A 23853-nucleotide genomic window follows, 5' to 3' on the forward strand; every position below is an offset into this window, starting at 1 on the left:
TCCGCTGCCCGTCCGCGCCGTCTCGTCCACCGGCGGGCATGACATCTGTCATCGTCAGGTCCGTACGCCTGACACTGCCCCGGGCCCCGCTGACCAGGGAACATGGTCTGCATGACCACCACAGGAACGTACACGGGGGAAGGGCGCCGCACCGGCGCCCCCGTGGTCAGCTTCGAGAACGTGAGCAAGAGCTACGGCGCGGTGCGCGCCGTGGCGGATCTGGACCTCCAGCTGTATCCGGGCGAGACCGTCGCCCTGCTCGGCCCCAACGGCGCCGGCAAGTCCTCCACCCTCGACCTGCTGCTGGGCCTGCGGACCCCCGACGCCGGCCGTGTCGAGCTCTTCGGCACGACTCCGCAGCAGGCCATCGCCCAGGGCAAGGTCGGCGCGATGCTGCAGTCCGGCGGCCTGATGGAGGAGGTCTCCGTCCGCGAGCTGGTCAAGCTCGGCTGCGACCTGCACCCGCGCCGCTTCCCCGTCGACCAGGTCCTCGCCGCGGCCGATCTGACCGGGATAGCCGACCGCAAGGTCAACAAGCTCTCCGGCGGCCAGGAGCAGCGTGTCCGGTTCGCCCTCGCGACCGCCGGCGCCAACGAGCTCATCGTGCTGGACGAGCCCACGACCGGCATGGACGTCTCGGCCCGGCAGGCCTTCTGGAGCGTGATGCGCGAGCAGGCGCAGAGCGGCCGCGCCATCCTCTTCGCCACGCACTACCTCGAAGAGGCCGACGCCATCGCCGACCGGGTCATCGTGCTGCACCGCGGGCGCGTCCTCGCGGACGGCTCGGCCGCCGAGATCAAGGCCAAGGCCGGCGCCCGCCGCATCGTCTTCGACCTGGACGGGCACATCGGCGAGGCCGCCCTGCGGGAGCTGCCGTTCCTGTCCTCCCTGGAGATATCCGGCCGCACCGTGCGCATCCAGTCGCACGACGCCGACGCGACCGTCCACGCCCTCTACGGCCTCGGTCTCTACCCGCGCAACCTGGAGGTCGCCGGCCTCGGCCTGGAGCAGGCCTTCATCGCCATCACCGACGCTGCCACCGCCGAGGAGGCGGCCCTGTGAAGACCTCCCCGGGGGACAACCCCCGGACCCTCGGCCGCAACCACAGCCGCACCGCAGTGCTCGGATCCGTTTCGCGAGGCGCACTCTGATGAACACCCTGATCAAGCTCGAAATCACGCGCACCCTGCGCAACAAGAAGTTCATGTTCTTCTCGGTGCTCTACCCCGCCGGCCTCTATCTGATGATCGCGGGCGGCGCGAGCAACACCGAGATCGTCGGGGACACCGGGCTGACCCTGCCCCTGCTGATGATGGTCTCCATGGCCTCCTTCGGCGCGATCACCGCCGTCCTCGTCGGCAACAGCGAGCGGATCGCCAAGGAGCGGGAGAAGGGCTGGGTGCGCCAGCTGCGCCTCACCGCCCTGCCCGGCCGCGGCTACGTGACCGCCAAGGTCGCCTCCGCCGCCGTGGTCTCGCTCCCCTCGATCCTGGTGGTCTTCGCGATAGCCGCCGCAGTCAAGGACGTCCGGATGGACGCCGCCTGGCAGTGGCTCGCGCTGGTCGGCGCGATCTGGGCGGGCAGCATCGTCTTCGCCGCGCTCGGCGTGGCCGTCGGCTACCTCGCCACGGGCGACGCCGTCCGCCCCATCACGATGATCATCTACTTCGGCCTGTCGATGCTCGGCGGCCTGTGGATGCCGACCACGACCTTCCCCACGTGGCTGCAGAAGGTCGCGGAGTGGACGCCCACCTACGCCTACGCCGGGCTCGGCCGCTCGATAGAGCAGGCCCACGCCCCCGAGCTGAAGCACGTGGCGCTGCTCTTCGTCTACCTCGCGCTGTTCGCGGGCATGGCAGCCTGGCTGTACCGCAAGGACACCCGTAAGGGCTGACGGCGGCCGGAAGCGGTAGCGGAAGAGGGCAGGGCGAAGGACATGGCCGAAGGATCACGGCGCTGGAACCCATGGCGGGCCGCCATGGAGGTCCACGACGACCCGTCGTACACCGTCGGCATCGGCACGGAGCCCGAGAACCGCCAGCAGGTGATCGTCAAGCTCATCTGGATCGGCATCTGGTTCGCCTACATGGCGGCGCCGGTCGAGGACCTCCTCGGCGACCACCACACCCTGACCGGCGACGTCCTCGGCGGCGCGGGCCTCCTGGCCTTCGTCGCCGGCTACCTCGCCCTGGTCTTCCGGCACACGTCCCGGCCCCTTGAGCGCGGCCGCGTGCTCATCTCGCTGGCCCTGCTGGTGCTCCTCGCGACCGTGCTCACCCTCACACTCGGGGGCGCCTGGCTCGTCCTCTTCGTCTACACCTGCGTCGCCACCGGCGCGGTCCTGCCGACGAAGCTGTCGCGCGCTCTGATTCCGCTGGTCACGGGGGTACTGGCGGGACTCGGCGCGATCACGCCGGGCGCCCTCGAATATCTTCCCCAGCTCGCCATCCCGGCGCTGCTCGGCGGCTTCGCGATGATAGGGGTGCGGCAGATGGCCCTGACGACCCGTGCGCTGCGCGAGGCCCGCGCCACGGTCGCCCACCTCGCCGCGAACGAGGAGCGGCTGCGCCTCGCCCGCGACCTCCACGACCTGCTCGGCCACTCCCTGTCGCTCATCACGCTCAAGAGCGAGCTCGCCGGGCGGATGCTGCCCGGCAAGCCCGAACAGGCGGCCCGGCAGGTCGCCGACATCGAACGGGTCAGCCGCCAGGCCCTGGTGGACGTCCGGGAGGCGGTGAGCGGCTTCCGGCGCCCCACGCTGGAGGCCGAGCTCGCCGGAGCCCGCACGGCCCTGGCCGCGGCCGGCATCGCCGCCGACGTCTCCGGCGCCGCCACCGCCCACCCCGGCCTCGCGCCCGACGAAGAGGGCGCCCTGGCGTGGGCGCTCCGCGAAGCCGTGACCAACGTGGTCCGGCACAGCGGCGCCCGCCGCTGCGAGATCGCGCTGACGCAGGAGGGCGACGAGCTCTGCCTCACCGTCGTCGACGACGGCCGCGGCCCCGGGGGCGCCCACGGCAACGGCCTCACGGGCCTCTCCGAGCGCCTCGCCCTGGCCGACGGCCGGCTGGAGACCGGCCCCGGCCCGCGCCGCGGGTTCCGCCTGCGGGCATTCGTCCCGTCGGCACACAGCCTCGCCCCGGAGCGGCCTACCCTGTCGGGGTGACAGACCAGCACCAGTCCGCCGGCCCCGGCGCCCGACGCCCCATCAGAATCCTGCTCGCCGAGGACCAGGCCATGGTCCGCGAGGCGCTGGCCGCGCTGCTGGGGCTGGAGGACGACATCGAGGTCGTCGCCCAGGTGGCCCGCGGCGACGAGGTCCTCGCCGCCGCCCGCGCCCACCGGCCGGACGTGGTGCTCCTCGACATCGAGATGCCCGGGATGACCGGGCTCGACGCGGCCGCCCTCGTGCGCCGCGAGCTGCCCTTCCTCAGGGTCGTGATCCTCACGACCTTCGGGCGCCCGGGCTATATGCGCCGGGCGATGGAGTCCGGGGCGGAGGCCTTCCTCGTCAAGGACGCCCCCGCGGCCCAGCTCGCGGACGCCGTGCGCCGGGTGCTGCGCGGCGAGCGCGTCATCGACCCGACGCTCGCGGCGGCCGCCCTCGCCGAGGGCGCCAACCCGCTGACCGACCGCGAGCGGGTGGTGCTGCGCGCGTCCGCCGACGGCTCGACCAACGCGGAGCTGGCCAGGGCGCTGCACTTGTCCAACGGAACCGTCCGCAACTACCTCTCGACGGCCATCCAGAAGACCGGAGCCCGCAACCGCGCCGAGGCCGTCCGCATCGCGAGGGACAAGGGCTGGCTGTGAGCCCGGCTCCCCGGGCGGTCAGTTGAGCATCGCCCGGGCCGCCCGTGCCTGCCGCCGCACCGTCTCCGCGACCACCGGCTCCAGCGCGTCGATGACCTCCGCGTACTCCTCCATCTCGTGCGCGCCGCCCACGAAGTCGCCGCGCTCCACGAGCAGCTCCGCGCGCTCGTAGCGCAGCCTGGCCGGGTGGCTGGGCAGCAGCAGGGACAGTTCGACGGCCCACAGCTGGACGTCGCTGCGCTCGGGCCGGGCCGCCGCCCAGGCGCGGATGTTGTTCAGCACCCGCAGCACGATCTCGCCCGTCTCCGCCGGGGAGAACATCGACGGCGCGAGCGGGGCGCCCGTGGCGCCCGCGACCAGCAGGCCCGCCTCCTCCTCGGACAGGATCCGGCCGCCGTCGAACGGGTCGGCCAGCACGTGCTGCCCGTACGGCTCGCCGAAGCCGACGACGAAGTGGCCCGGCAGCGCCACCCCGTACACGTGCGCCCCGGCCCGCCGCGCGACCTCCATCCACACCACGGACAGCAGGATCGGCAGCCCGCGCCGGCGCCGGAGCACCTCGGTGAGCAGCGAGGACTCCAGCCGCCGGTAGTCGGCGGGGGAGCCGTGGAAGCCGCAGCGCTCGCCGAGGAGCTCCGCGAGCGCCTCCGCCCAGCGCCGCGGGCCCGCCTGCCGGCCCAGGGCGGGCAGCAGCCCGGCGAGCCGGTCCAGCTCCATCTGCGCCGCGTCGACCGTCTCCTCGCCCGCTTCCGGGTCGGCCTCGCCGGCGATCAGCAGGCACAGCAGGGCGAGGTCGGGCCGCGCCTCGCGCGCGGCCTCCGCGAACCGCTGCCGGCGTTCGCTGGTGTCGTACATGGCTGCCTCCGCAGTTCCTATAGTGCGCGCCGGTTCCGGTGCGTGTGCGTGCCGCCGGACCCTCGCCGTGGTGGCGGACCGCCGTGGCGGCGGGAGAAAGAGGCCGGGCCTCTCCCCCGTACGGGGCAGGCGTCCCCGCCGCCGGGCGCCGCCGTCACGGCCGGGTTCTCTTTCCCGCCGCCACGGCGCCGCACCCCGGCGGCGAGGGTCCGGCGGGATCCGCGATCACCGCAAGCGGTGTTACCGCTGCGCCTCACGGCGATAGTGGTACGCGTGGTGCGTCGTGAAGCCCAGCTCGTCGTAGAGCGCCCCCGCCGCGCCGTTGTCCGTCTCCACCTGGAGGTACGCCGCGGAGGCGCCCTCGCCGAGGGCCTGCTCGGCGAGGCGGGCCATGATCTCGGTGGCCAGGCCCTGCCGGCGGTGGTCCGGGCCGACGGAGACCGCGGAGAAGCCGGCCCACCGGCCGTCGATCACGCACCGGCCCACGGCGACCGGACCGCCGGCCTCGTCCCGTACCGTCGCGAACCACACCGACGGCCCGCCGCCCAGCACGGCCAGGGCGTCCTCGGTGCTCGCGCCGGTCCGCCCGTATGCCGCGAGCCAGTCCTCGCCGGCGGTGCGGGAGAGCCGCACCCGGCCGGTGGGGGCCGTGGCGTCGGCGACCGGGGCGAGCGCGGCCGTGCGCATCAGGGCGTGGCGCTCGGTCGTCCAGCCGCGCCGGGCCAGCTCGGCGTCCAGCAGGGCGTCCTGCTCCGGGTCGCCGGTGGTGATCTGGATCCTGGCGGGCAGGGAGCGCTCGGCGTACCAGGCGGTCACGCGGTCGACGGCCTCCGGCAGCGGCAGCCCGCAAGGGCCGAGCGGCAGGGCCGAGTTGGCGCGGGCGGTGAAGCCGCCCGCGGCGCGCAGGGTCCACTCGCCGAGGCGCGCGGTCTCCCGGGCCGGCCAGCCGCGGGCCGCGGTCTCCTGGAGCTCGCGCACGGTCGCCGCCGGACCGCGCCGCCGGGGCGGAGCACCCGGCACGACCTTGCCGGCGACGAGCGAGGCCTCGTCGAAAGTGACAATCTCTCCGGTCCGCCGTGTGATCCGCAGCACGCCGCCCTCCCAGGAGGTGAGGACGCCGACGGTGTCCGTGAATCGCTCCGCGGACCCTCCCGAAGGGTTCAGCCGGCGTACGGATACCCTTTTTCCCACATCAGCGGTACTGATCCTGATTTCCAGCCGTCCGCCCGTGGTGAATTCCACAGCTCTCCTCGCCCCTCTTGTTCGTCAAGTGCCCGGGAACGGAGATACTAGGTGTGGGCATCGACGACGCCGCGCTCCCGCGCGAGATGAGCCCTACCGAGGAGGAACGACAGCGTGACCTACGTCATCGCGCAGCCTTGTGTCGACGTGAAGGACAAGGCGTGCATCGAGGAGTGCCCCGTCGACTGCATCTACGAGGGTTCCCGGTCCTTGTACATCCACCCGGACGAATGTGTCGACTGTGGTGCCTGTGAGCCGGTCTGCCCCGTCGAGGCGATCTTCTACGAGGACGACACTCCCGAGGAGTGGAAGGACTACTACAAGGCGAACGTCGAGTTCTTCGACGAGCTCGGCTCGCCCGGCGGTGCCTCGAAGCTCGGCCTGATCGAGCGCGACCACCCGTTCATCGCCGCGCTGCCCGCGGACATCAACCCGGAGCACTGACCCCGCGGCCACCACGGCCCCGTACGGCCGCCCGCCGTGCGGGGCCGCGGCGTTTCACCGGCCGCCCCCGGGCCGGTCGCCTCCCGGCGGACCGGTCACCCCCAGAGCAAGAGAGCGAACACCGTGAGCGCAGTCTCCTCCCGCCTCCCCGTCTTCCCCTGGGACCGGCTCGCCCCGTACAAGGCGAAGGCCGCCGCCCACCCCGACGGCATCGTGGACCTCTCGGTCGGCACCCCCGTCGACCCCGTCCCCGCGCTGATCCGGCAGGCGCTCACCGACGCGTCCGACAGCCCCGGCTATCCCACGGTGTGGGGCACGCCCGCGCTGCGCGACGCCCTGACCGGCTGGGCGGAGCGGCGGCTGGGCGCCCGCGGCATGGAGCACGCCAACGTGCTGCCGATCGTCGGCTCCAAGGAGCTGGTGGCCTGGCTGCCGACGCAGCTGGGCCTCGGCGCGGGCGACAAGGTCGCCTACCCGCGGCTGGCCTACCCGACCTACGAGGTCGGCGCGCGCCTCGCGGGCGCCGAGCCCGTCGTCTACGACGAGCCGACCGAGCTCGACCCCACGGGCCTCAAGCTGCTCTGGCTGAACTCCCCGTCGAACCCCACGGGCCGCGTGCTGAGCGCCGAGGAGATGCGCCGCACCGTCGCGTGGGCCCGGGAGCACGGGGTGCTGCTCTTCAGCGACGAGTGCTACCTGGAGCTGGGCTGGGAGGCCGAGCCGGTCTCCGTCCTGCACCCGGACGTCTGCGGCGGCTCGTACGAGGGCATCGTCGCGGTCCACTCGCTCTCCAAGCGCTCGAACCTGGCCGGCTACCGCGCGGCCTTCCTCGCCGGCGACCCCGCCGTCCTGGGCGAGCTGCTCCAGGTCCGCAAGCACAGCGGGATGATGGTCGCGGCTCCCGTGCAGGCCGCCACGGCCGTGGCCCTGGGGGACACGGCGCACGTCACCGAGCAGCGGGCGCGCTACGCCCGCCGGCGCGAGTCCCTGCGGGCCGCCTTCACGGCGGCGGGCTTCCGGATCGAGCACAGCGAGGCGTCGCTGTACCTGTGGGCCACGCGGGACGAGCCCTGCTGGGACACCGTCGCCGCCCTGGCCGAGCACGGCATCCTCGTGGCGCCGGGCGTGTTCTACGGGGAGGCGGGTGAGCGGTTCGTACGGATCGCGTTCACCGCGACCGACGAGCGCGTGGAGGCCGCGGTCCGCCGCCTGAGCGCGTCGTAGGCGCGGGCGCGGCCAGAACAGACGGAGCAGACGTCGCGAGAGGGCCCGGGAGAGATCTCCCGGGCCCTCTCGGCGTTCCGTGCGTGCGCTGCGTCAGCCGCCGATCGGGAGCTGCCCGCCCACGGGCAGGCCCTTGGCGTTGAGGCCGCCCGCGGTCTTGGTGGCCTGGCCCGCGAGGCCCGAGGTGGTGCCCGCGGCCTCGCCGGCGACCTTCTGGACGGCGGGGGCGGCGGTCTTGGCGGCCTTGCCGGTGGCGTCGGCCGCACCGGGGACGGTGGTCTTGATGGCGCTGGTGCCGACGCCCGTCACGGTGTCCCCGGCCTTGTGGGCGGCGGCGTCCACGTTGGTGCCGAGGTTCGCGCCGTCCACTGCGGTCAGGCCGCTCGTCAGGTCGGGAGCCTGCGGGGCGGCGCTCGCCGCTCCGGCCGCACCGATGACGGGAGCCGCACCGGCGGCTACCAGCAGGGCGGCCCGGGCGATCCGACGCGTCAGGGGGAGGGACATGATGCTCCTTTGGCGGAGTTAGAGGACGTTGGCTGTCCGGCGTGCGGACGCAGTGACTACCGCGTGAATCCGCTGAAGGTTGCGGTGCGCCACGGTAAAGAATTGGTAATGCGTCGCATTATCTGTCCCCCTAAAAGCGGGGCAAAACGGACTCGTAGTACGGCTGTCGGGAAGGCTTACAAGCCTTTAGTCACAAGGGAATTCCAAGAAAGGCGGACGCCTGGGACGGACGGTGCCCGGCAATCGCGCGGGGCTGTTGTGCATACCCCCGGCAGGGGGTGCGCTCGCACTCGTGAGCGTCTACGGGGTGGTGGTGATGCGTACGCCGAGCGAGGCGTTCCCCTCCGCGGAGCCCGTCCCCGCGGCCCCGCCGGCACCCTCCGTGCCCTCTGTGTCCTTGGCGCCCTTTTCTTCGCGCCAGCCCTTCCGGGAATCCGCCGCCGTCCACACCCGGCCGGCGAAGGACACCCGCTCGATCCGCAGCTCGCCCGCGTGCGCCACGGCCCACGAGGCCAGCTGCCAGCCCCGCCGCTCCCGGCCGCCCCCGGCCGGCTCGCCCGGACCGGGCGCCTTGTCCGGCACGGGCACCGTCAGCGTCCGCGCCGCGGCGCCCCCGGATGCGACCGCACCGCTGCCGGCCCCCGCCGCGAGCGTGTCCGCCGCCGGGACCGCCGCCGTGCCGAACTCGCGGCGCAGCTTGGCGCGCACCGCCGCCACGTCGCCCTTCTTGCCGTCGCCCGGGCTCGTCGTGCAGGTGAACGCCGCGGCCTCCCGGCCCGTCAGCGCGGACGACAGCAGCGACGCGTCCGGCTCGTGCTTGGCGTACGCCTGCGGGAAGCCGCTGCGCTGCACCTTCTGCGCGGCGACCGTCAGCGGCAGCCGCGAGTAGCCCGGCACCTCCACCAGGTGGTCGTAGAACTTCCCCGCCGCGTACACCGGGTCCGTGATCTGCCGCGCGGTGCCCCAGCCCTGCGTCGGGCGCTGCTGGAAGAGCCCCAGCGAATCCCGGTCGCCGTGGTGGATGTTGCGCAGCCCCGACTCCTGCATGGCCGTGGCCAGGGCGATCGTCACGGCCCGCTCCGGCAGCCCGCGCTCGGCCCCCACGGCCGAGATCGTCGCCGCGTTCACCGCCTGCTCGGGCGAGAGGGAGTACGAGGCGCCGTCGGCGCGCACCGTGCAGCGCGGCGCCCCCGGCCCGGCCGTCACCAGCTGGGCGATCCCGTAGCCGATCAGTGCGAGCAGCACGGCGCAGGCGGCCGCGATGCGCAACACGCGGCCACGCCGGGTGACGAAGATCCGGGACATGCGGCCCACGTTACTGGAGAGCGCAGGCGGCGCCCGGGCTCCACCCTCCGGCCCGGGCCCGCCCGCACCGGCCGGGCTAGAGTCGCCGCATGGATGACGCAGCACTCGACCTGTCCCTCGACGCCGCCGCCCTCACCGCCCGGCTGGTCGACTTCCCGTCGGTCAGCGGGAGCGAGAAGGCCCTGGCCGACGCCATCGAGAACGCCCTGCGCGCGCTGCCGCACCTGACGGTGGACCGCCACGGCAACAACGTCGTGGCCCGCACGAACCTGGGCCGCGCCGAGCGCGTCCTGCTCGCCGGCCACATCGACACCGTCCCCATCGCCGGCAACGTGCCCTCCCGGCTGGACGAGGACGGCTTCCTGTGGGGCTGCGGCACCAGCGACATGAAGTCCGGCGTCGCCGTCCAGCTGCGCATCGCCGCGACCGTGCCGGACCCCAACCGCGACCTGACCTTCGTCTTCTACGACAACGAGGAGGTCGCCGCCCACCTCAACGGCCTCGGCCGCGTCGCCGACGCCCACCCCGAGTGGCTCGCCGCCGACTTCGCCGTCCTCCTGGAGCCCTCCGACGCCCAGGTCGAGGGCGGCTGCCAGGGCACCCTGCGGGTGCACCTGCGCACCACCGGCGAGCGCGCCCACTCCGCGCGCAGCTGGATGGGCAGCAACGCGATCCACGCCGCCGCGCCCGTTCTCGCCCGGCTGGCGGCCTACGAGCCGCGCCGCCCCGTCATCGACGGGCTGGAGTACCGCGAGGGCCTCAACGCCGTGCGCATCGAGGGCGGCGTCGCCGGCAACGTCATCCCCGACGCGTGCACCGTGACCGTCAACTTCCGCTACGCGCCCGACCGCAGCCCCGCGGAGGCCCTGGCGCACGTCCGCGAGGTCTTCGCCGACTGCGGCGTCGCCGAGCTCGTCGTGGACGACGAGTCGCCCGGCGCGCTGCCCGGCCTGTCCCACCCCGCCGCCGCCGCGTTCATCAAGGCCGTCGGGGGCACGCCCAAGCCCAAGTTCGGCTGGACGGACGTCTCCCGCTTCAGCGCGCTCGGCGTGCCGGCCGTCAACTACGGCCCCGGCGACCCGACCCTCGCGCACAAGCGGGACGAACGCGTCCGCGCCTCGCTGATCAACGACTGCGAGGAGCGGCTGCGGGCCTGGCTGGCCGGCTGACCTTCGGGGTGACCTGCCGGGTAACGCTGCCCGTGGGCCTACGCTGAACAGCAACGATCTGCAGCGGAGGGAGCACGGCATGGCACATCCCGAAGGATCGCGCGCGCAGCGGGAGCAGCGCCGGGGGCCGGTGGTACGCCGGTACGGCCAGATGCAGGCGGGCACCACGGACCAGCACCTGCTGGACACCAGAGGGGCCGCGGACTGGGTCCACGAGGACCCCTTCCGCGTGATGCGCATCCAGTCCGAGTTCGTCGAGGGCTTCGGGGCCCTCGCCGAACTGCCGCCCGCCATCAGCGTCTTCGGCTCCGCCCGCACGCCGCGGAACTCGCCGGAGTACGAGGCCGGCGTCGCCATCGGGCGCGGGCTCGTCGAGTCGGGCTTCGCGGTCATCACCGGCGGCGGGCCGGGCGCGATGGAGGCCGCGAACAAGGGGGCGACGGAGGCCGGAGGCGTCTCCGTCGGCCTCGGCATCGAACTGCCCTTCGAGCAGGGGCTCAACCCGTACGTCAACCTGGGCGTCGACTTCCGCTACTTCTTCGTGCGGAAGACGATGTTCGTGAAGTACGCGAGCGGGTTCGTCGTCCTGCCCGGCGGACTCGGCACGCTGGACGAGCTGTTCGAGGCGCTCACCCTCGTCCAGACCAAGAAGGTCACGCGCTTCCCGATCGTGCTCTTCGGCTCGGCGTACTGGCGCGGGCTGGTCGACTGGTTCCGCGACACGATCGTCGCCGAGGGCAAGGCGGGCCCGCACGACCTGCACCTCTTCCACGTCACGGACGACGTGGAAGAGGCGGTGCGGCTGGTCACGAAGGAAGCGGGGGCGTAGTCGCCCGCGGCGGGCCGTGAAGGACGCGCGGGGTGCGGCAGCTGCGCATTCCGCCGGACCTTCGCCACGGTGGCGTGCCGCCGTTGCGGCGGGCATCTTCCTTCCGCCGCAGCGGCGCGCGGCCACGAAGGGGCGGCCCGGCGGTGGCGAACCGCCCGCGCCTCAGGCCAGACCCCGCCTGGCCACCGCAGGTGCCCGGTGGCCCGCGATGGACGCCACCATGTCCAGGACCTGCTTCGTCTCCGCCACCTCGTGGACGCGGTAGACCTGCGCGCCCAGCCACGCCGAGACGGCCGTCGTCGCCAGCGTGCCCAGGACGCGCTCCTTCACCGGCTTGTCCAGGGTCTCGCCCACGAAGTCCTTGTTCGACAGGGAGACCAGCACCGGCCAGCCCGTCTCCGTCATCTCGCCGAGCCGCCGGGTCGCCTCCAGCGAATGCCGGGTGTTCTTCCCGAAGTCGTGACCCGGGTCGATCATGATGCCGTCGCGCCGCACGCCGAGCGCCACGGCCCGCTCCGCCAGCCCCAGCGTGACCCGCAGGACGTCCGCCATCACGTCCTCGTACTCCACCCGGTGCGGGCGCGTGCGCGGCTCCGCGCCGCCCGCGTGCGTGCACACCAGGCCCGCGCCGTAACGGGCCGCGACCTCGGCCAGCTTGGGGTCCACGCCGCCCCACGCGTCGTTGAGCACGTCGGCGCCGGCCTCGCACACCGCCTCGCCCACGTCGTGCCGCCAGGTGTCGACGCTGATCACCACGTCGGGGTGGCGCCGGCGGACCTCGGCCACGAAGCCGACCGTGCGCCGCGCCTCCTCCTCGGCGGTCACCTCCTCGCCCGGGCCCGCCTTCACCCCGCCGATGTCGACGATGGCGGCGCCCTCCGCGACGGCCTGCTCCACCCTGGCCAGGGCGGGCTCGTCGCCGAACGTCGCGCCCTGGTCGTAGAAGGAGTCCGGCGTCCGGTTGACGATCGCCATGATCACCGGCTCGTGCGCATCGAACTCGCGTCGTCCCAGCCGCAGCATGTCCCTACTCCCTCTCGGTGGTCCGCCAGCGACCTTAACCGTCAGTGCGGCATGGCACGATCGGGGTGGACGGAATCGCAGTCCGTGTTCCCGGGGAGATGGTCGTGTTCTGGTTCCTGCTCATCGCGCTGGTCGTGGTGGTCGCCGCGGTCGCGCTGTTCGTCGCCGGCGGCGGGAGCGGCGCGGCGCTGCCCGAGGCCGCCGGCGACCGCACCGTCTGGCCGCTCCCCGCCGACCGCCCCATGGCCCGCGCCGACGTCGACACCCTGCGCCTGCCGGTGGCCCTGCGCGGCTACCGCATGGCCGAGACCGACGAGGCGCTGGACCGCCTGGGCGCGGAGCTCGCCGAGCGCGACGCCCGCATCGCCGAGCTGGAGGCGGCCCTCGCCGGGGCGCAGGCCGCGGCCATGGGCGGCGGCGCGCAGGCCAAGGGCCGGGTCGGCAGCGGCGACGGCGACGACGAGGGGGAGAAGAAGGCATGAGCGGCACCCTGATCACCGGCCCGGACGGCCTGCGGCGCTGCCCGTGGGGCGGCCTGGAGGCCGAGTCCGCGGCGGACTACCGCGTCTACCACGACACCGAGTGGGGCCGTCCCGTGCACGGCGACGACGCCCTCTACGAGCGGATGTGCCTGGAGGCCTTCCAGTCCGGCCTGTCGTGGCTGACGATCCTGCGCCGCCGCGAGGGCTTCCGGGCCGCCTTCGCCGGCTTCTCCATCGCCAAGGTGGCGGCGTTCACGGAGACCGACGCCGAGCGGCTGCTGGCCGACCCGGGCATCATCCGCAACCGTGCGAAGATCACGGCCGCGATAGCCAACGCCCGGGTGGCGGCGGAGTGGGCGCCCGGCGAGCTCGACGCCCTCATCTGGTCCTACGCCCCCGGGCGGGCCGCCGCTCCGCGCACGGCCGCGGACGTGCCGCCGTCGACCCCGGAGTCGGCGGCCCTGGCCAAGGAGCTCAAGAAGCGGGGTTTCCGCTTCATCGGGCCGACGACGGCGTACGCCCTGATGCAGGCGTGCGGGCTGGTGAACGACCACCTGGCGGGATGCCATGCGAGAGAGCTCGCGGGTCGCTGACCGGCGGCTCCTCCGGCAACCCGTACGGTGAGATCCGGCGGTGCCGAACCGTGCTCAAGCCGTACTCAGCGCCCGACGAACCTCGGCTTCTCCTTCTTCAGGAACGCGTCCACCGCAATGGCGTGGTCCTCCGAGGCCCCCGCCCGGCCCTGCAGCTCGTCCTCCTTGGCCAGGGCCTCGGTCAGCGGCCGCCCCGCCCCGTAGGCGAGCGACTCCTTGATCGCGGCGTAGGCGCCGGTGGGTCCTTCCGCCAGCCGCCGGGCGACGGCCCGCGCCTGCTCGGCCAGCTCCGCCGCCGGGACGACCCGGTTGGCGATGCCCAGCTCGAAGGCCTCCTGGGCGGGCACGGTGCGCGGGAAGAGCAGCAGGTCCGAGGCCCGGCTGTGGCCGACGAGGCGGGGCAGCGTCCAGGAGACGCCCGAGTCGGCGGTCAGCGCGACACCCGCGAAGGAGGTGTTGAAGGCGGCGGTGTCGGCGACGACGCGGTAGTCGGCGGCGAAGGCGAAGCCCGCCCCCGCGCCGGCGGCGACGCCGTTGACGCCGGCGACCACCGGCTTCGGCATGCCGGCGATGGCCGTGACGATCGGGTTGTAGTGCTCCTTGACCGTCGTCATCGTCAGCCGCGTGCCGTTCTCCCGGTCGGCCGCGAGATTTTCGACGTGTTCCTTGAGGTCCTGCCCGACACAGAAGGCGCGCCCGGTGCCGGTGAGCAGCACCGCCCGTACGGCGGGGTCAGCGCCGGCCCGCTCCAGGGCGTCGCGCAGGGCGGCCTTGGTGTCGGTGTTCAGTGCGTTCATCGCATCGGGACGGTTCAGCGTGATCGTCGCGAGCCCGTCCGTCACCTCGTACAGCACCGAGTCGGCCATGGTGCGTTTCCCTCCCTCGTCGCAAGCCCTGCGGGCGGCGTTCAGGGCTCAGCATGCCGGAGATCACCGGCGCCCGGCATGTGACCTGCGTCAAAGAAACCGGCCATGAATACACGGCAAGGGTGGAGCAGTATCGCAGTCCGATCGCCGAATTGAGTGGTTTTGCGTGATCGCGTTGCCGAAGGGATACGGACCGATGTTGGTCATTGGGTCACGCGATGCGAGATAATGGCCTGGAAGCAATGTGTTCGATGCCGGTGACGCGGGCCTGTCGTGGGGCCGTCGGCTGACGATGAGCTGGTTTCAGGAAGGGGAACGAGCATGGCGGCCATGAAGCCGCGGACGGGCGATGGCCCGCTCGAGGTGACCAAGGAGGGGCGGGGCATCGTCATGCGGGTTCCGCTCGAAGGCGGCGGTCGGCTCGTCGTCGAGCTGACCCCGGACGAGGCCGAGGCCCTCGGAGACGCCCTGAAGAAGGTTGTCGGCTGACGCGCGCCGAACCACCGTTCTTACGCTGCCCCGGCAGCCGGTCCGCACCGGCTGCCGGGGCAGCGGTGCGTCCGGGGGCGGTGCGTCCGGGGCGTGCCGGCGCCTCCGCGGCGCCGGGGCGGGGGCCCGGCGTACGCGGCCCGCGCCGCGTTCGCGTGCGGGCTCAGCCGCGCCGCGCCGCGCACAGCAGGCCGTCGCCCACCGGCAGCAGCGACGGCACCAGCACCCGGGACTCGCGCACGGCCCGCAGCAGCTCGCGCAGCCGCTGCACCTCGGCGGGCTGGACGGCCGCGTCCACCGTGCGGCCGTCGGCGAAGACGCCCTCGAAGCAGACCAGGCCGCCCGGCCGCAGCAGGCGCAACGATTCGGCTAGGTAGTCCAGGCACTCCAGCCGGTCGCCGTCGCAGAACACCAGGTCGTATCCGCCGTCGGCGAGGCGCGGCAGCACCTCCAGGGCGCGGCCGGGGATGAAGCGCGCGCGGTTGCCCGCGAAGCCCGCGGCGCGGAACGCCTGCCGGGCGAACTGCTGGCACTCGGGGTCCGCGTCCACCGTGGTCAGCACGCCGTCGGGCCGCATGCCGTGCAGGAGGTGGATGCCGGAGACACCGGTGCCCGTGCCGATCTCGGCCACCGCCTTGGCGTCCACCGCCGCGGCGAGCAGGCGCAGCGCGGCGCCGGTGCCGGACGACACCGAGCGCAGGCCCGCCTCCACGGCCCGGTCCCGGGCCCAGCGCAGCGCCTCGTCCTCGGCGACGAACGCGTCGGCGAACGCCCAGCTCGTCTGCCGGTTGCCGGTAATGGCCCTCTCCTGTCCCCGTAGTCGTCGCAACCGTGACTGTATCCGCTGACCACGGGAACCCGCAGATGGGACCGTGCGTTGACCGGAAGGGACCGGAGCGGAGGGGCTCCGGAGGACCTCGGGGAGGACCGCAGAGAAGGGACCGGGCAGGCCGAGCGGATCAAGGCCAAATGCAGGTCAAATTTCCTTATCCGGAGCTAACGGGCGGGATGGATATGGTAGGGGCTCTACTGGACACCACCAGAGCCGACAGGGGAGGTGCGGCTGCGGCCGACGACCGTCGGGGAGTGCTGAGGCGCTTTCGCAGGTCCGCCGGCGAGCCGAAATCCGTGACCAAGACCGCTGACCGTTCGCGCGCCACCGACTCCGCACAGACCGCGACCTTCGCCACCGATGCGGACTCGCAGGCGTGGACGCCTCCCACCTGGGAGGAGATCGTCAGCACGCACAGCGCCCGCGTCTACCGCCTGGCCTACCGCCTCACGGGCAACCAGCACGACGCCGAGGACCTCACCCAGGAGGTCTTCGTCCGGGTCTTCCGGTCGCTCTCCACGTACACCCCCGGCACGTTCGAGGGGTGGCTGCACCGCATCACCACCAACCTCTTCCTGGACATGGTCCGGCGCCGCCAGCGCATCCGCTTCGACGCGCTCGGCGAGGACGCCGCGGAGCGGCTCCCCAGCCGCGAGCCCTCCCCCCAGCAGCACTTCAACGACACCCACTTCGACGCGGACGTCCAGCAGGCGCTGGACACGCTCGCCCCGGAGTTCCGCGCCGCCGTCGTCCTGTGCGACATCGAAGGACTCTCGTACGAGGAGATCGCCGCGACGCTCGGCGTGAAGCTCGGCACGGTCCGCAGCCGCATCCACCGCGGCCGCTCCCACCTGCGCAAGGCCCTCCAGCACCGCTCGCCCGCCGCCCGGGCCGAGCAGCGTGCGGTGGCGGGCGTGGCCGCCGTCGCTCCTCTGGGTGGGGAGGTCGGGATCGCGTGACCGGTTCAGGCGGTCAGTCCCCCGCCGAGCACCACCTCGGCGACCGCCTCGCGGCCCTGGTCGACGGGGAGTTGGGACACGACTCTCGGGAGCGGGTGCTGGCGCACCTCGCCACCTGTTGGACCTGCAAAGCGGAAGCCGACGCTCAGCGCCGGCTCAAAAGCGTGTTCGCGGAGGCGGCGCTCCCGCCGCTCTCCGACGCCTTCCTGGCCCGGCTCCAGGGCCTGGCCGGCGGCGACCCCCGGGCGCCCCTCGGGGCCGGCCCCGAGGGCCCGGAGGGCCGCGAGGGCGCCGGAGGGCCGGGAAAAGCCGGCCCCGCCGCCCGGGCTGAGGCCCGGGTGTCCCTCGGGCTGGTCCCCGGCGGCCTCCGCGCGGGCGCCCGGCCCCGCGAGGGCGGCTTCCGCATCCACGAGATGCCCGAGCCGCCCCGCAGCGGCATACGCGGGCGGCGGATCGCCTTCGCCGCCGCGGGGGCCGTCTCGCTCGCCGCGTTCGCCCTCGGCGGCGCCTCGCCGCTGGCCTCGGTCACGGGCCCGCAGAGCCCCCGAGCCGAGAATCCCCGCACGGCGACCACGCCCCTCTCGGCCCCGTCCGGCGCCACCGCGCGCGACGAGCGCCGGCGCCTCGCCCGCACCGCCTCCCAGGGCGGCTCGGCAGGTCCCGGCTCCTCCGCGGCCGTGCCGGTGCGGGAGGTCTCCCTGCTGCGCCCGTCCGCGGCGCCGCCGCTGCCCCCGCTGATACGCACGGGCCATCCGGCACCGGGCGCGCCGCCGGCGGACGCCGCCCGGCGCTGACCCCGTGCGGGCCCCCTGCGCACGCCCGCGCAGACCTGGTTGAATTCCAGTGGGCCGCGCATCCTCCGGCGATGCCGTGCGCCCTCCGGCGAACGGTGGGGAGAAGATGGACGAGGGCAACTCGCGGGGCGCCGCGCCCGGACCGCAGTGGTGGAGCCGCCCGCGCCACCCCGCTGCCGCGGAGTACGAGCCCGCTGCCGCGGAGTACGAGGGCCCGCAGTTCCTGGGCGCGGCCCCGGCGGACGCGGGGCGAGCCGCCGACCCGACCCCGCCGGAAGCGGAGACCCGCCCCCTGCCCGCGTACGGGCAGGAGACCGCGGCGGCCGGTGAGCCCGCCGCCGGGGGTGGTACGGAGGCCGGGCCGTTGCACGCTCCCGATCCCTACGGCACGCCTCCCTACGGGCGTCCGGGGCCGTGGGCGCCCGCGCCGCCGGTGCAGCGGCCGGTCACGCCGCCGCAAGGCACCGTGCTGCCGCCCGTACCGCCCATGGGCATGACCCCGCCGCACGGCACCCCCGCACCCCCGGTCACCCCGCCGCACGGCACCCCCGCGGCCCCGCCGGTCTACCCGCACGGCACGCCGCCCGCCGGCCCCGCCGGGCCGTGGCAGTACGACCCGTGGGCCGCGCACCCCGCCGGGCACCCCGCCGGGCGGGCCGGTGAGCCCCGCCGCGAGGGCGCCCGCCGCGGGCGGCTCCTCGCCGGGGCCCTGCTCGTGGCGCTCGTCGCCGGCGGCATCGGCGGCGGAGTCGGCGCGCTCCTGGAGCGGGACGGCACCATCGGGCGCCACGTGGAGCTGCCCCAGGCCGGCCCCGACCGCTCCTCCCGCGCGCCGGGCAGCATCGCGGGCATCGCCGCCCGCACCCTGCCGGGCGTGGTGACGATCCACGTCCGCGGCGGCAGCGACCAGGGCACCGGCACCGGATTCGTTCTCGACAAGGAGGGCCGGATCCTCACCAACAACCACGTCGTGGAGCCCGCCGGCTCCGCCGGCGACATATCGGTGACGTTCAACGGCGGCCAGACCGCGAAGGCCACCGTCGTCGGCCGGGACGCCAGCTACGACCTCGCAGTGATCAAGGTGTCGGGCGTGTCCGGCCTGACCCCGCTCGCCCTCGGCAACTCCGACTCCGTGCGCGTCGGGGACTCGGTGATCGCCATCGGCGCCCCGTACGACCTCGCGGGCACGGTCACGACGGGGATCATCAGCGCCAAGGAGCGGCCCATCACGGCCGGCGGCCAGAAGGGCGACGGCAGCGACGTCAGCTACGTCGACGCCCTGCAGACCGACGCCCCGATCAACCCGGGCAACTCGGGCGGCCCGCTGGTGGACTCCGAGGCCCGGGTGATCGGCATCAACAGCGCGATCCGCTCCGCGGGCGACAGCGGCGACCTCGGCGGCGGCCAGGGCGGCAGCATCGGGCTGGGCTTCGCCATACCGATCAACCAGGCCAAGCGGGTCGCCGAGGAGCTCATCAACACCGGCCGGGCCACCCACCCGGTCATCGGCGTCACCCTGGACATGGGGTACTCGGGCGACGGCGCGCGGGTGAACACGAAGAACGGCGACGGTCCGGCGGTCACCCCCGGCGGCCCCGGCGACAAGGCCGGCCTCAAGCCGCACGACGTGATCAGGAAGGTGGACGGCGTGGCCGTGCACAGCGGCCAGGAGCTCATCGTCAAGATCCGCAGCCACCGGCCGGGTGACCGGCTCACGCTGACCGTCGAGCGGGACGGCGCCGAACGGACGGTCGACCTGACCCTCGGCTCCGCGAGCGCCCGCTGAACGGCGCGGGGCCCCGAGGGGTTCCGCCCGGTTCCGCGGGGTTTCGCCGTGACTTCGCCTTTGGCCTGATGTTGGCCCAGGTGTATCCCTCAGGCCCCGCCGGGCCAGGTACCGTGATAGGTGGCCTGGACCGTCGGCCATTGACGCATCAAGGAGCTTCAACGTGCTCGACATAGGACCCCTCGAGCTGGTCGCGCTCGTGGTGCTCGCTGTGCTCATCTTCGGACCGGACAAGCTGCCGAAGATGATCCAGGACGTGTCGCGCACGCTGCGCAAGATCCGGCAGTTCTCCGAGAGCGCCAAGGAGGACATCCGCTCCGAGCTGGGCCCCGAGTTCAAGGACTTCGAGTTCGAGGACCTCAACCCGAAGACGTTCGTCCGCAAGCACGTGCTGGACAAGGACGAGCTCGGCCTGAAGGAGATCCGCAACGGCTTCGACCTCAAGGCCGAGATGAACGAGGTCGCCGACGCCGTGCACGGCCGTACGGGCGACGCGGCCTCCGCGGGCGGCGCCCCGTCCTCCTCCGCCGCCCCGGCCGACGGCGGCTCGCCCGCCCGCCCGGACCTGCTCAAGAAGCGCGAGCGCCCCGAGCCGGGGGAGCGTCCTCCGTTCGACTCCGACGCCACCTGAGGCCCGCGCATCCCGTGCGCCATTGACGGGGGTGGCTATCCTCCCTGTGTTTGGGGTGAAGTCGTCCGAGGGGGGCGGGCTCGCCCAGGACATCGGGCAACAAGGAGGCGCCGCGCAGATGGAGACGACGAGTCGGGTTGGGGCTCAAGGGGCCGGCACGGCAGGCGCATCCGCCACGGACGCCGCAGCGCAGGACGCACAGGGCGAGCCCGCCGCCCGGCGGGCGGTCGACGGATATCTGCTGGCCGCGTTCCCCTGGTACGGCCTGGACGAGGCGTACACCGGGCCGCGCTGGCTGATGCAGGTCGGCGCCGCCGCCGACGGGACCGTCGAGCACGGCTCGACGGGCCACGGCGAGGAGCCCACCCTGCGCAGCGAGCGGGCCGATCCGCACGCCGCCAAGCAGCGCTTCGCGGTCGTCGTGACCGTGGCCAGCCGGCCCGGCCGCCGCAGCGCCGACGGCACGGGCGTCCTGGAGGCCACCTCGGTCTCCTCGGCCGCCTGGCTGGCCGGCTCCGGGCTGCTGTCGTGCACGTGGCCCGCGCAGATGGAGCGCGCCCTGCGGCAGGACTGGCTCGACCAGCAGACCGCCCTCGCCTGGGAGCTGGCGGACCACCTGGAGGACTCCGCGTGGTCGACGCTCTCGCTCCCGGTGGACGGCGTGCCCACCGACTTCCGCTACCGCGAGTCGGAGTACGGCTGGGTGCTCGCGGGCTCGGCCGAGGGCGTCCACATCGGGGCGTACGGCCGGGGCATGAGCGCGTACGGCATGGGCTTCTCGGTGATCAAGGACATCACGGACTACCGCGGCTGAGGCGTTGGGAGCCGGCTCGCGCCGGCGGCGGGCCCGTGCCCGGGCCCGCCGGAAGCCCGGTCAGAACTTGTTGCGCGGGGTGATGCCCAGCGACATGCCGGACAGGCCCCGCTGCCGGCCGCCGAGCTTGCCCGCGATCGCGCGCAGCGCAGCGCCCGCCGGGGACTCGGGGTCGGTCAGGACCACCGGCTTGCCCTCGTCGCCGCCCTCGCGCAGGCGGACGTCGATGGGGATCGAGCCCAGCACCGGCACGTTCGTGCCCGTGGTGCGCGTCAGGCCGTCGGCGACCAGCTGACCGCCGCCCGTGCCGAAGACGTCGACCATCTCGTCGCAGTGCGGGCACGGCAGCCCGGACATGTTCTCCACGACACCGACGATCTTCTGGTGGGTCTGCACGGCGATCGAGCCGGCCCGCTCGGCGACCTCGGCCGCCGCCTGCTGAGGCGTCGTCACCACGAGGATCTCGGCGTTCGGCACGAGCTGCGCGACCGAGATCGCAATGTCGCCGGTGCCCGGCGGCAGGTCGAGCAAGAGGACGTCCAGGTCACCCCAGTAGACGTCCGCGAGGAACTGCTGGAGCGCGCGGTGCAGCATCGGGCCGCGCCAGACCACCGGGGCGTTGCCCGGGGTGAACATGCCGATCGAGATGACCTTCACGCCGTTCGCCGACGGCGGCATGATCATGTTCTCGACCTGGGTCGGCCTGCCGTCCGCGCCGAGCATGCGCGGGACGGAGTGGCCGTAGATGTCCGCGTCGACGACGCCGACCTTCAGGCCGTCGGCCGCCATGGCCGCCGCCAGGTTGACCGTCACGGAGGACTTGCCGACGCCGCCCTTGCCGGACGCCACCGCGTACACCCGGGTGAGCGAGCCGGGCTTGGCGAAGGGCACCTCGCGCTCGGCCGTGCCGCCGCGCAGGGAGGCCGCGAGCTCGCGGCGCTGCTCGTCGCTCATCACGTCGAGCCCGACCGTCACGTCCGTGACGCCCTCGACGCGCGCGACGGCCTCCGTCACGCGGCTGATGATCGTCTCCCGCATGGGGCAGCCGGAGACCGTCAGGTAGACCTCCACCGCCACCGAACCGCCGGCCGCGATCTCCACCGATTTGACCATCCCCAGCTCGGTGATGGGTCGCTGGATCTCGGGGTCGTTCACCGTCGCGAGCGCGGCGCGGACCGCGTCCTCGCTCGGAGACGTTCCGTTCGTGTCGGTAGCCATACGGAGATGGTACGGCGCGTGAGGGGGCCTCCGGAAAGAGCCGTCAGCGGTCGCGTTCCTCACTCTCGGCGGGGAATATCCGGCGCTCCTCCAGATCCTTCACGAGCTCCTGGAACTCCGAGCGGATCCAGTCGCGCGTCGCCACCTCGCCGAGGCCCATCCGCAGCGCCGCGACCTCCCGCGTCAGGTACTCCGTGTCCGCGATCGAGCGCTCGTTCTGCTTGCGGTCCTGCTCCAGGTTGACCCGGTCGCGGTCGTCCTGGCGGTTCTGCGCGAGGAGGATCAGCGGCGCCGCGTAGGAGGCCTGGAGCGACAGCATCAGCGTCAGGAAGATGAACGGGTAGCGGTCGAACCGCAGGTGACCGGGGACGGTGGTGTTCCACACCACCCACAGCACGATGACGACCGTCATCCAGACGATGAACCGCCCCGTCCCCAGGAAGCGCGCGATCCGCTCCGACGTCCGCCCGAACGCCTCCGGGTCGTACTCAGGCAGCCAGGGGCGCCGCCTGACCCGCGGCAGGTCCAGGCGGACGCGCGGCCGCGGGTGGGCGGGGTGCGGGTGCACGGCCTCCGACTGCGCCCGCACGCGCTCGGCGCGGTCGGGCCGGTGGCCGGGCCGGTCGCTCTCGCGCCCGCGGTCGTTACCGGCCATCGGCGGCCTCCGGCAGCTCGGTCATGCCCGGCGCGCCGTGGTGCAGCTCGGTCTCGCGCCAGTCGTCGGGCAGCAGGTGGTCCAGGACGTCGTCGACGGTGACCGCGCCCAGCAGGGAGCCGCTCTCGTCCACCACCGGCGCGGCGACCATGTTGTACGTCGCCAGGTAGCTCGTGACGGCCGGCAGGGGGGTGCCCGGCGGCAGGGGGCGCAGGTCGGTGTCCACGATCGAGCCGACGAGGGTGAAGGGCGGGTCGCGCAGCAGGCGCTGGAAGTGGACCGTGCCCAGGTACTTCCCGGTGGGGGTCTCGTCCGGCGGCCGGCACACGTACACCTGCGCGGCCAGGGCGGGGGAGAGGTCGCGGTTGCGCACCCGCGCGAGGGCGTCGGCGACGGTCGCGTCCGGGCGCAGCACGATCGGCTCGGTGGTCATCAGGCCGCCCGCGGTCCGCTCCTCGTAGGCCAGGAGGCGGCGCACGTCCGCCGCCTCGTCCGGCTGCATGAGGGTCAGCAGCCGCTCCTTCTCGTCCTCGGGGAGCTCGGAGAGCAGGTCGGCCGCGTCGTCCGGGTCCATGGCCTCCAGGACGTCCGCGGCGCGCTCCTCCTTGAGCTTGCCGAGGATCTCGATCTGGTCGTCCTCCGGGAGCTCCTCCAGGACGTCCGCCAGCCGGTCGTCGTCCAGGGCCGCCGCGACCTCGCCGCGGCGCTTGGGGGAGAGGTGGTGCAGGACGCTCGCCAGGTCGGCGGGGCGCAGCCGCTCGAAGGTCGCGAGGAGGCTCGCGGCGCCCTGTCCGTGCTCCTCCAGGGAGAAGCCGGTGACAGCGGACCACTCGACGGTGAGCGTCTCTCCCTTGCGGCGCAGCGCCCCGCCCTTGCCGCGGCGCACGAAGACCTTGTCGATCTCCCAGTCGCGGCGGGCGGGCAGCTGGGTGATCGCCACGTCCAGCACGGTCACCTCCTCGCCCCCGTCGACCAGACGTACGCGCCGGTCCAGGAGCTCGCCGAGGACCAGCGTCTCGGTGGGCCGCTGCTCGAAGCGGCGCATGTTGATCACTCCGGTGGTGATCACCTGACCGGACTCCACGCCCGTCACCCGGGTCATGGGCAGGAAGATCCGGCGGCGGCTGACGACCTCCACGACGAGGCCCAGCACACGGGGCGGGCGGCCGCCGACGCGCAGCATCGCGACGAGGTCCTGGACGCGGCCGACCTGGTCGCCGTTGGGGTCGAAGACCGCCACGCCCGAGAGGTGGGACACGAAGACCCGGTGGGCGCCTGCCGCCATGCCGCACACCTCCTCCGTGGTCGGGTGTCCGGTTCAGGCTAACGTGA

General features: G+C 73.7%; 26 protein-coding genes. 16 read left to right on the plus strand and 10 right to left on the minus strand.

What is annotated here, in order from left to right:
• The first annotated feature begins 111 nt into the window (after window positions 1–111).
• The 4 genes from ACSNOH_RS10095 to ACSNOH_RS10110 all read left to right on the plus strand — a co-directional run bounded on the left by ACSNOH_RS10095 (window position 112) and on the right by ACSNOH_RS10110 (window position 3807).
• A complete protein-coding gene (locus ACSNOH_RS10095; RefSeq protein ID WP_436720909.1) occupies window positions 112–1062 on the plus strand; it encodes an ABC transporter ATP-binding protein in 951 nt (316 codons plus the stop codon).
• 88 nt (window positions 1063–1150) lie between these two features.
• A complete protein-coding gene (locus tag ACSNOH_RS10100; RefSeq protein WP_436720910.1) occupies window positions 1151–1894 on the plus strand; it encodes an ABC transporter permease in 744 nt (247 codons plus the stop codon).
• Between the two features lie 42 nt (window positions 1895–1936).
• Complete coding sequence (locus tag ACSNOH_RS10105; protein WP_436720911.1) at window positions 1937–3163, plus strand: sensor histidine kinase; 1227 nt, start codon at window positions 1937–1939, stop codon at window positions 3161–3163.
• Window positions 3160–3807: a response regulator gene (locus ACSNOH_RS10110; RefSeq protein ID WP_436720912.1), complete on the plus strand. Its 648-nt coding sequence runs from the start codon at window positions 3160–3162 to the stop codon at window positions 3805–3807. The genes ACSNOH_RS10105 and ACSNOH_RS10110 overlap by 4 nt, the downstream gene beginning before the upstream one ends.
• Window positions 3808–3825: 18 nt before the next feature.
• On the opposite strand, the gene ACSNOH_RS10115 is transcribed toward ACSNOH_RS10110, so the two are convergent.
• Both ACSNOH_RS10115 and ACSNOH_RS10120 read right to left on the minus strand, forming a co-directional pair.
• Complete coding sequence (locus ACSNOH_RS10115; protein ID WP_436720913.1) at window positions 3826–4662, minus strand: transglutaminase family protein; 837 nt, start codon at window positions 4660–4662, stop codon at window positions 3826–3828.
• 240 nt (window positions 4663–4902) lie between these two features.
• A complete protein-coding gene (locus ACSNOH_RS10120; protein WP_436720914.1) occupies window positions 4903–5904 on the minus strand; it encodes a GNAT family N-acetyltransferase in 1002 nt (333 codons plus the stop codon).
• A gap of 114 nt (window positions 5905–6018) precedes the next feature.
• Here ACSNOH_RS10120 and fdxA point away from each other — a divergent pair, with 114 nt between their 5' ends.
• Both fdxA and dapC read left to right on the plus strand, forming a co-directional pair.
• Complete coding sequence (fdxA, locus tag ACSNOH_RS10125; RefSeq protein WP_030366150.1) at window positions 6019–6348, plus strand: ferredoxin; 330 nt, start codon at window positions 6019–6021, stop codon at window positions 6346–6348.
• 123 nt (window positions 6349–6471) lie between these two features.
• Window positions 6472–7572, plus strand: coding sequence for a succinyldiaminopimelate transaminase (dapC, locus tag ACSNOH_RS10130; protein WP_436720915.1), 1101 nt, complete (start codon window positions 6472–6474; stop codon window positions 7570–7572).
• A gap of 93 nt (window positions 7573–7665) precedes the next feature.
• Here the strand turns inward: dapC and ACSNOH_RS10135 are convergent, their stop codons facing one another.
• Window positions 7666–8076, minus strand: coding sequence for an ATP-binding protein (locus ACSNOH_RS10135; RefSeq protein ID WP_436720916.1), 411 nt, complete (start codon window positions 8074–8076; stop codon window positions 7666–7668).
• A 300-nt stretch (window positions 8077–8376) separates the two neighbouring features.
• Window positions 8377–9381 carry a hypothetical protein gene (locus tag ACSNOH_RS10140; protein ID WP_436720917.1) on the minus strand — a complete coding sequence of 335 codons (1005 nt, stop codon included), beginning with the start codon at window positions 9379–9381 and terminating at the stop codon, window positions 8377–8379.
• An 89-nt stretch (window positions 9382–9470) separates the two neighbouring features.
• On the opposite strand from ACSNOH_RS10140, the gene dapE reads away from it, so the two are divergent.
• Together dapE and ACSNOH_RS10150 are read left to right on the plus strand one after the other, a co-directional pair.
• Window positions 9471–10550 carry a succinyl-diaminopimelate desuccinylase gene (gene dapE / locus ACSNOH_RS10145; RefSeq protein WP_436720918.1) on the plus strand — a complete coding sequence of 360 codons (1080 nt, stop codon included), beginning with the start codon at window positions 9471–9473 and terminating at the stop codon, window positions 10548–10550.
• 79 nt (window positions 10551–10629) lie between these two features.
• Window positions 10630–11379: a TIGR00730 family Rossman fold protein gene (locus tag ACSNOH_RS10150; protein ID WP_436720919.1), complete on the plus strand. Its 750-nt coding sequence runs from the start codon at window positions 10630–10632 to the stop codon at window positions 11377–11379.
• A gap of 162 nt (window positions 11380–11541) precedes the next feature.
• Here ACSNOH_RS10150 and folP read toward each other — a convergent pair whose 3' ends face one another.
• Entirely contained in the window at window positions 11542–12402 is an 861-nt protein-coding gene (gene folP / locus ACSNOH_RS10155; protein ID WP_436720920.1) for a dihydropteroate synthase, read from the minus strand.
• Between the two features lie 98 nt (window positions 12403–12500).
• Here folP and ACSNOH_RS10160 point away from each other — a divergent pair, with 98 nt between their 5' ends.
• Window positions 12501–12884 carry a DivIVA domain-containing protein gene (locus ACSNOH_RS10160; protein WP_436720942.1) on the plus strand — a complete coding sequence of 128 codons (384 nt, stop codon included), beginning with the start codon at window positions 12501–12503 and terminating at the stop codon, window positions 12882–12884.
• On the plus strand, window positions 12881–13477 hold the full coding sequence (locus tag ACSNOH_RS10165) for a DNA-3-methyladenine glycosylase I (RefSeq protein WP_436720921.1): 597 nt from the start codon (window positions 12881–12883) through the stop codon (window positions 13475–13477). The genes ACSNOH_RS10160 and ACSNOH_RS10165 overlap by 4 nt, the downstream gene beginning before the upstream one ends.
• A 65-nt stretch (window positions 13478–13542) precedes the next feature.
• Here the strand turns inward: ACSNOH_RS10165 and ACSNOH_RS10170 are convergent, their stop codons facing one another.
• Window positions 13543–14343, minus strand: coding sequence for an enoyl-CoA hydratase/isomerase family protein (locus tag ACSNOH_RS10170; protein WP_436720922.1), 801 nt, complete (start codon window positions 14341–14343; stop codon window positions 13543–13545).
• A 321-nt stretch (window positions 14344–14664) separates the two neighbouring features.
• On the opposite strand from ACSNOH_RS10170, the gene ACSNOH_RS10175 reads away from it, so the two are divergent.
• Window positions 14665–14832 (plus strand): DUF3117 domain-containing protein, encoded by a 168-nt coding sequence (locus ACSNOH_RS10175; RefSeq protein WP_009997451.1) that lies wholly within the window; start codon window positions 14665–14667, stop codon window positions 14830–14832.
• Window positions 14833–14995: 163 nt separating this feature from the next.
• Here ACSNOH_RS10175 and ACSNOH_RS10180 read toward each other — a convergent pair whose 3' ends face one another.
• Complete coding sequence (locus ACSNOH_RS10180; RefSeq protein ID WP_078660131.1) at window positions 14996–15661, minus strand: O-methyltransferase; 666 nt, start codon at window positions 15659–15661, stop codon at window positions 14996–14998.
• A gap of 185 nt (window positions 15662–15846) precedes the next feature.
• Here ACSNOH_RS10180 and sigE point away from each other — a divergent pair, with 185 nt between their 5' ends.
• The 5 genes from sigE to ACSNOH_RS10205 all read left to right on the plus strand — a co-directional run bounded on the left by sigE (window position 15847) and on the right by ACSNOH_RS10205 (window position 20648).
• Window positions 15847–16623: an RNA polymerase sigma factor SigE gene (gene sigE / locus ACSNOH_RS10185; protein ID WP_436720943.1), complete on the plus strand. Its 777-nt coding sequence runs from the start codon at window positions 15847–15849 to the stop codon at window positions 16621–16623.
• Window positions 16620–17417 (plus strand): anti-sigma factor family protein, encoded by a 798-nt coding sequence (locus ACSNOH_RS10190; RefSeq protein ID WP_436720923.1) that lies wholly within the window; start codon window positions 16620–16622, stop codon window positions 17415–17417. Before sigE ends, ACSNOH_RS10190 begins: the two co-directional genes overlap by 4 nt.
• A 106-nt stretch (window positions 17418–17523) precedes the next feature.
• Window positions 17524–19203: a trypsin-like peptidase domain-containing protein gene (locus tag ACSNOH_RS10195; RefSeq protein WP_436720924.1), complete on the plus strand. Its 1680-nt coding sequence runs from the start codon at window positions 17524–17526 to the stop codon at window positions 19201–19203.
• A gap of 163 nt (window positions 19204–19366) precedes the next feature.
• Window positions 19367–19834: a sec-independent translocase gene (locus tag ACSNOH_RS10200; protein ID WP_436720925.1), complete on the plus strand. Its 468-nt coding sequence runs from the start codon at window positions 19367–19369 to the stop codon at window positions 19832–19834.
• A gap of 118 nt (window positions 19835–19952) precedes the next feature.
• Complete coding sequence (locus ACSNOH_RS10205; RefSeq protein ID WP_436720926.1) at window positions 19953–20648, plus strand: hypothetical protein; 696 nt, start codon at window positions 19953–19955, stop codon at window positions 20646–20648.
• Between the two features lie 60 nt (window positions 20649–20708).
• Here ACSNOH_RS10205 and ACSNOH_RS10210 read toward each other — a convergent pair whose 3' ends face one another.
• The 3 genes from ACSNOH_RS10210 to ACSNOH_RS10220 are packed head-to-tail and all read right to left on the minus strand — an operon-like array spanning window position 20709 to window position 23806.
• Window positions 20709–21866 carry an Mrp/NBP35 family ATP-binding protein gene (locus ACSNOH_RS10210; RefSeq protein WP_436720927.1) on the minus strand — a complete coding sequence of 386 codons (1158 nt, stop codon included), beginning with the start codon at window positions 21864–21866 and terminating at the stop codon, window positions 20709–20711.
• Window positions 21867–21909: 43 nt separating this feature from the next.
• On the minus strand, window positions 21910–22521 hold the full coding sequence (locus ACSNOH_RS10215; RefSeq protein WP_436720928.1) for a DUF1003 domain-containing protein: 612 nt from the start codon (window positions 22519–22521) through the stop codon (window positions 21910–21912).
• Window positions 22511–23806 (minus strand): magnesium transporter MgtE N-terminal domain-containing protein, encoded by a 1296-nt coding sequence (locus tag ACSNOH_RS10220; protein WP_436720929.1) that lies wholly within the window; start codon window positions 23804–23806, stop codon window positions 22511–22513. Before ACSNOH_RS10220 ends, ACSNOH_RS10215 begins: the two co-directional genes overlap by 11 nt.
• Window positions 23807–23853: the final 47 nt, after the last annotated feature.

It is taken from the genome of Streptomyces sp. URMC 127, from assembly GCF_051386535.1.
Taxonomy (GTDB): Bacteria; Actinomycetota; Actinomycetes; order Streptomycetales; family Streptomycetaceae; genus Streptomyces.